Genomic DNA, 6,211 nt, shown 5'->3' with positions numbered 1-6,211 from the left:
TAGTAACATTGCAGATATGCATACTGCAATGTTACTATCTGCCGCTAATATTTTATCTCAAAATAAGCATAATATTTCGGGTACGATAAAATTCATTTTTCAACCTGCTGAAGAGATGAAGGGCGGTGGAATAATGATGGTTGAGGAAGGTGTATTAAGTAATCCTCCCGTTGACCATGCTTTTGCTTTTCATGTTTGGCCTGAGTTAGAAACTGGAATATACGGTTTTAGAAATGGTGCGATTATGGCAAGTATGGATTCTTTTGATGTTATTTTAAAAGGTAAACAAGGTCACGGGGCAGCACCTCATCAAGGAGTAGATGCTATTGTGGGCGCTGCTCATGTTGTAACAGCTCTACAAACAATTGTTAGCAGAGAAACAGATCCAGTAGATTCTGTTGTTATTACAATCGGAACAATCGAAGCGGGAGATGGCTATAATATCATTCCTGAAAAAGCTAGTTTTAAAGGAACTGTACGAACACTTAATGCGAACACTCGTAAGGAAGTGGCTGAAAGTATTCAACGAATTATCGAGGGAGTAGCTTCCGCTCTAAAATTAGAAGTTGAAATAAACTATAACTTTACAGTGGGGTATCCTGTTACAATGAATGATCCAAAATTTAATGAACATACTGCTGCTATTGCTACTGAATTATTTGGAGAAAACTCAGTGCAGTGGTTGAGTAAACCAAGTATGGCAAGTGAAGATTTTGCTTTCTATCTAGAAAAAGTCCCGGGTACATTTGTATTCTTAGGAGTAGGAGAAAACCCAGAGGATCCTATGAAGCTACATAGTGACGTATTTTTACCAGATGAAAAAGCGATGATCCAAGGGATTTCTCTTATCGTTGGACTAGCATTAAATACTACTGAAAAAATTCAATAAGTAAAAAATAATAAGCAATAATAGTGTTGGTTTTCCTTTTTAGAATCAGCTCTATTTGTAGAAAAGGAGTGTAAAAAAGTGCAAGAAAATTCTCTGCGTAATTGGAAAATTCATTTATTTGTTTTGATATTAGTCTGTGTTACAGAATTTATCGGCGTAAAAACGTTTAACATAGGGATTGGAGCTATTGCATTATTTCCAATGTTGTATGCATTAATTATCGGAGCGGTTATTAGTTTACCTTCTTTAAAAATTTTAAAAATGAAAGAAATGAATGTAGCCGCCAATATTTTAGGGATTTCATTCATGCTTTTTGTAGCCAAATTGGGAATGTTAATGGGGCCATCATTGCCGAAGATATTTGATGCGGGGATTTCTTTAGGATTACAAGAATTGGGGCATTTTGCAGGGACAATCCTATTAGGTTTACCAATTGCTTTACTTCTTGGAATGAAAAGAGAAGCAGTCGGTGCTACTTTTTCAATTGATAGAGAACCTAACTTAGCTATTATTGCTGAAAAATATGGCTCTGATTCACCAGAAGGACGGGGAGCACTTGGAGTATATGTTTGTGGTACTTTGTTTGGAGCTTTATATCTGTCAGTGTTAGCAAGTTTTTTGGCTCAAACTGGTTGGTTTCACCCAATTTCACTAGCCATGGGTGCCGGTGTAGGTTCAGGTAGTATGATGGCTGCCATGTCTGGAGCATTAGCCGTTATATTCCCAGAATCCGCAAAGGATATTGCAGTTTTTGCTGGTGCTGCTAACTTAATTACAACAATTTTAGGAACGTATATTTGTGTATTCTTTTCTCTTCCTTTTACAAACTATTTATACAACAAATTTGAACCTATTTTAGGGCGAAAGTCAAAAAAAGATCAAATGAAAAATATTGGAGCATAGGACATAAAGGGGAGATTTTATATGAAAGATAAAATATTGACTTTTATTATTATTGGAATAATAGCCATTATGGGAAATTGGGTTGGATATAATGTTTCGCCTATTGACGCATTACCAGGTATGATGATCATTGTTGCTGTTACGATATTAGGGTTCTTTTTCGCAAAAATCATCCCTATTAAACTACCAATTGTTGTTTGGGTTTCAATGTTAGCATTATTGATTACAACGCCGATTTTTCCAGGAAACGCATCAATCATAAAAGTAACGGAACAAGTTAATTTTATGGCCTTGGCAACACCTATTTTAGCGTATGCCGGCCTATCTTTCGGGAAAGATTTGAAAGAGTTTAAAAAATTAGGATGGCGTATAGTTGTTATTTCACTAGTTGTATACACAGGAACATTTTTACTGTCAACTCTTGTTGCAGAAATCGGTTTTAGATTAACTGGTAAATTTCATTAAGTATTCGTGATCGTGCTGCTCCGTACTTGACTTAAAACCAAGGAAACGAAAAATCGAAAGAGTTTATGGCGACTTTTGAACGTATATTTAATGGGAGGCACAGTTTTACCTTAATATTAATAGCAAAAAAATGCCCGATTCTAGATGTGATGGAATCGGGCATTTTTTATGCAAAGGAAGCAATAATTTCTTCAGCAAGAACTGATGTATTAGCTCCCTGCGCTTGGTATCTAATTCCCAATGGATATGGTATATGAATAACAGAATATCATTCGCAATATAATCTTTTAAACATCAATGTAGACAGAGGTTTGCAGCTGTTTAGTTAGGTATTTTCCTAAGAATATTTCATATTATTATAGAAAAAACCCTCTACAAAATAAAAGCAAAGAAACAACTGCAGAAATTAAAAAGGGGACTGGGAAAATGGAGAGTAAATCTTCGTTAAAAGAACATTTGTGTCAATTAGAGGAGACTTTGTTAAAACCTGAAATCCGTACATCTCCTGAAGAACTTTCAAAATTGTTGAAAGATGATTTTTTTGAGTTCGGAAGTTCAGGTAACGTATGGTATAAAAGGGATTGCATTGGAGATGAGGGGATTGGCGTTGGAACAATGACATTAAGTAATTTTGAAATACATCAATTGTCTGAGGATACAGTGTTAACTACCTATCGAATTTATAATGAAATAAAAATGGAACATACATTACGAAGTTCAATCTGGAAATATAGAAATGGTAGATGGCAAATGTTTTTTCATCAAGGTACAAAAACAAAATAGCCCCTTTAATCTTATTCAACTAAACTGCGCAATTGTTCATAAAAGAGCTGTGAGAATCACTCTTTTTTTAATGCAAAATAAACGGGCAGGAAAGCTGAATTAATGGAAACTTTCCCCTTTTTAATTCGTATAAATAGTAACAAGAAATAAAGTTGTCCTTGGGAGGTCTGAGGGTGGATTACGGATTATTGGTTATTGGAATCGCTCTTTTACTTGTGTCGTACTTAGTAGCTGTGAAAAAGCAAACATGGTTGTTAGCTGGATTAAATGAAAAAATGATTTAAAAAAAGTCTTTGTTAGGTACAATAACAGGTGGAGTTTTTTTTCTACCGTTAGATTGTTAGTAGTCATCAATAGTTTTATTGACTATCCTTTTGAAGTAATGGTTCTTATAATTGCTATGTTGGTTTTATTAACAATTGTGTACGTATTTATCAATAGAAGGTTACTTCATTAATTCAACTAACGGTGATCTACGTCCTTACCTGGAGCTGTTTGGCAGCTCCTTTTGGAACTAAAGGGGCAAGCTAGCATTAAAACAATATTTTGTGCTCTTGCAGTAAAAGAACGTTGATTAATGGTTTAATTTAGTAATGATTGAACCAGTTAAAGAATAGATAATAGTTTCATTGTTTTTTTTACGATTAGCTCTATTAAAACTTGAGAGGAGGGAAATTCAATGAAAAGAGAATTTCCTATAATTGAAACAAGAAGATTAATCTTACGAGAAGTAATAATAGAGGATGCTAAAGATATGTTTAAATATCTATCCGATAAAGATGTTGTGAAACCTATGGGGTTAGTACCTTGCCAAACAGTAGAAGACGTATGGGATGAAATTAGGTGGTACAAATCTATATACGAAGAAGGTACAGGAATTAGATGGGGAATTACACTAAAAAATTCTGGTAAGGTAATAGGAAGTTGTGGTTTTCTTAATATGCTTACCAAACATTATCGAGCTGAAGTTGGATATGAATTAAGCAAAGATTACTGGGGAAAAGGGATAGCTAGTGAAGCATTGGAAGCCGTTGTTAAGTATGGTTATCGTCACTTTCAGTTAGAAAGAATTGAGGCTCTAATTGAACCTGCTAATCTCCCATCACAAAAACTAGTAGAAAAGCAAGGCTTTAGAAGAGAGGGCTTGCTGAGACATTATGAATTTACATGTGGTAAATTCGATGATTTATATATGTACTCAATCATAAAAGAAGATCTCACTCTTATTTAAAACAACATTTCCTTTAAATTAATACATGGCTTTGTGAACTAATGTACTTATTGAGCTAAAGGGGTAGATTTGTTAAAGAGCAATACTTACTAAGATAATGGTAGGATGAAAAAGTGGGGAGTTCGATGAATTGAAACAATGAAGTTATTTGAAAATTTCGTGTATTTAACCCGTGCACTTATCGTCAAATGACAATAAAGTTTTTCAAGGTTTGTTGTGACATTCTTGTAACATAGATTTACTACAATATGTTGTGAGGTGATCATATGAGGAATGAAAGTAAGATAAAAGTATCAAAGAAGATTTATAGAAGTGTGATGTTTTTGATTTGTATATTCGTTCTATTTGTTTCAGGGTGCAGTGCGTTGGAAGAGAAAGATGAAAAAGATGAAAAAGGAATTACAAAAATTGCTTTTTGGGATGAGCAGAGAAAAGGAACAAATTTTATGAATTCCACATCTTTACCGGGTAATTATGAAGCAGCAAAAGAATTTAACATTGAATACATTCGTTTAGCTCCGGATAAATGGGCGAAGGATAGAGACTTTTTATTTAATGATCAGGCTGATGCTAATCCTAATAAGGATTTCTTAATAGGGAATGCCGATCAATATGAAGGTATCGTTGAAGAGGATTTTACTAAGTTGAAAGCGGAACTGGATGCGGCTTACTAGCGTGGGTCAAAAGTTGTGCTGACGGTCCTGAGTCTACCGGGCAATCGATGGAGACAGTTTAACGATTATAAAAATGATGATCGCATTTGGCAGGATTTCAGTTACCATGAACAATCAGCTCAGTTTTGGAAAGACCTTGCGAGTAGGTTGAAAGATCATCCAGCTATTATTGGTTATAATCTTATCAATGAACCGCACCCTAAAACGGCTACAGGGTTTAATGATTTTTGGACAGAGGACTATCATGCATGGTACAGCAAAGTTGAAAACACAGCTGCGGATTTAAATAAGTTATATGAAACGATTGTGCAATCTATTCGAACAGTAGATTCTGAAACGCCAATCATATTGAATTCAGGTCTGTATTCGACTCCTTGGGCATTTCAATATTTGAAACCAATGAAAGACGATAAAGTGTTATATGCTTTCCATATGTACGAGCCTTACGAAATGACCAGCCAAAATCGAAGAAAAGGCTTTACGTATGAGTACCCTGGCAAAGTAAAAGTTGGTGAAGAACAGACAGAAAAAATGTTCAATAAAGAAGCACTGCAACAATTTTTAGAACCTATTGAAAAGTGGGCGGAAGAACATAATATACCGGCTAATCGCATCATTGCAGAAGAATTCGGCATTAATCGGATGGTAAAAGGATCGGATCAATATTTATCAGACTTAATTTCCATTTTTGATGAGTATGGCTGGCATTGGGCTTTCTATGCTTTCCGTGAAGATACGTGAGAAGGCATGGATTATGAATTAGGTGATCAGCCGCCTAAGTGGAAATACTGGGAGGCATTAGAGAATGGTAAAAGACCGAACCGAGAAGACATACAGGTAGATAATCAGATTTGGAATACATTAAAGCAAGAACTTAAGAAGTAATAGGCATCATTATGAAATAGTAGGTGAAACCTATAAAATGGTTTTCACCTTTTTGTTTTGAATGAAATAAAGTGGATTTGTGAGGAGAAAGGAGATAAGCGGCTTGAACATTTTAATTGCCGATGATGAGAAGCAAATGACAATCATCTTAAAGACATATTTTGAGAAAGAGGGATTCACTGTTTTTGCCGCCAATGATGGAGAAGAAGCGCTCGACCTTTTTTTCTCCGAGAAAGTCGATCTTGCGGTGTTGGATTGGATGATGCCGAAGATGAGCGGCATAGAGGTTTGTCAAGAAATCAAGAAAACAAGTTTGGCAAAGGTTGTTATGCTAACAGCGAGGTCTTCTAACGATGATGAATTCAGTGCTTTGGATATTGG

The 6,211-nt window shown here is 35.2% G+C and carries 6 protein-coding genes and 1 pseudogene; all 7 read left to right on the top strand.

Annotation, left to right across the window (positions count from 1 at the left end; genetic code table 11):
* Window positions 1–889: M20 metallopeptidase family protein (locus AC1DUW_RS18865; RefSeq protein ID WP_477643189.1), on the top strand; the 889-nt coding region annotated here is incomplete at its 5' end.
* A 78-nt stretch (window positions 890–967) separates the two neighbouring features.
* Entirely contained in the window at window positions 968–1,792 is an 825-nt protein-coding gene (locus tag AC1DUW_RS18860; RefSeq protein WP_053345551.1) for a DUF3100 domain-containing protein, read from the top strand.
* Between the two features lie 21 nt (window positions 1,793–1,813).
* Window positions 1,814–2,257, top strand: a complete 444-nt coding sequence (locus AC1DUW_RS18855) for a hypothetical protein (protein WP_053345552.1) — start codon at window positions 1,814–1,816, stop codon at window positions 2,255–2,257.
* Between the two features lie 426 nt (window positions 2,258–2,683).
* Window positions 2,684–3,040 (top strand): nuclear transport factor 2 family protein, encoded by a 357-nt coding sequence (locus tag AC1DUW_RS18850; RefSeq protein ID WP_053345553.1) that lies wholly within the window; start codon window positions 2,684–2,686, stop codon window positions 3,038–3,040.
* Between the two features lie 679 nt (window positions 3,041–3,719).
* A complete protein-coding gene (locus tag AC1DUW_RS18845) occupies window positions 3,720–4,271 on the top strand; it encodes a GNAT family N-acetyltransferase (protein WP_053345554.1) in 552 nt (183 codons plus the stop codon).
* A gap of 266 nt (window positions 4,272–4,537) precedes the next feature.
* Window positions 4,538–5,830 (top strand): annotated as a pseudogene (locus tag AC1DUW_RS18840) (glycoside hydrolase family 5 protein).
* A 103-nt stretch (window positions 5,831–5,933) separates the two neighbouring features.
* Window positions 5,934–6,211, top strand: a 278-nt coding sequence (locus AC1DUW_RS18835; RefSeq protein ID WP_477643188.1) for a response regulator, incomplete at its 3' end; no start/stop codon positions are given.

This window comes from Peribacillus sp. P4_C12 (assembly GCF_056402095.1).
This window is presented reverse-complemented; position numbering and strand designations above follow the sequence as displayed.